This is a genomic window from Duganella violaceipulchra (genome assembly GCF_019166075.1).
Lineage (GTDB): Bacteria > Pseudomonadota > Gammaproteobacteria > Burkholderiales > Burkholderiaceae_D > Rugamonas > Rugamonas violaceipulchra.
This window is the reverse complement of sequence record NZ_JAHTGR010000251.1, coordinates 1-245: the sequence shown is the minus strand read 5'-3', so window position 1 is coordinate 245 and position 245 is coordinate 1. Positions and strand designations below refer to the sequence as shown.

Sequence of the window (245 nt, the reverse complement as noted above, 5' to 3'; positions counted from 1 at the left end):
GTCCGGCGCCGGCAGCGCCTTGCGGTCGAGTTTGCCGTTGGCGGTCAACGGGAAACCGTCCAAGGTCACAAATGCGCTGGGCACCATGTACTCGGCCAGGCTGGCCGATAGCTGCTCGCGCAAGTTGGTTGCCGACAAGGCCCCTTCTTCCGCCCCTGCTTGCGCGATCACGTACGCCACCAGCCGCTTGTCGCCCGGCTGGTCTTCGCGTGCGATCACAATCGCATCGCGCACGCCTTCGCAGG

The 245-nt window shown here is 66.1% G+C and carries 1 protein-coding gene; it reads right to left on the bottom strand.

The features are described from left to right. Positions 1 to 245 (bottom strand): AMP-binding enzyme (locus tag KVP70_RS33925; RefSeq protein ID WP_217946812.1); only part of this gene is annotated, 245 nt, incomplete at both ends.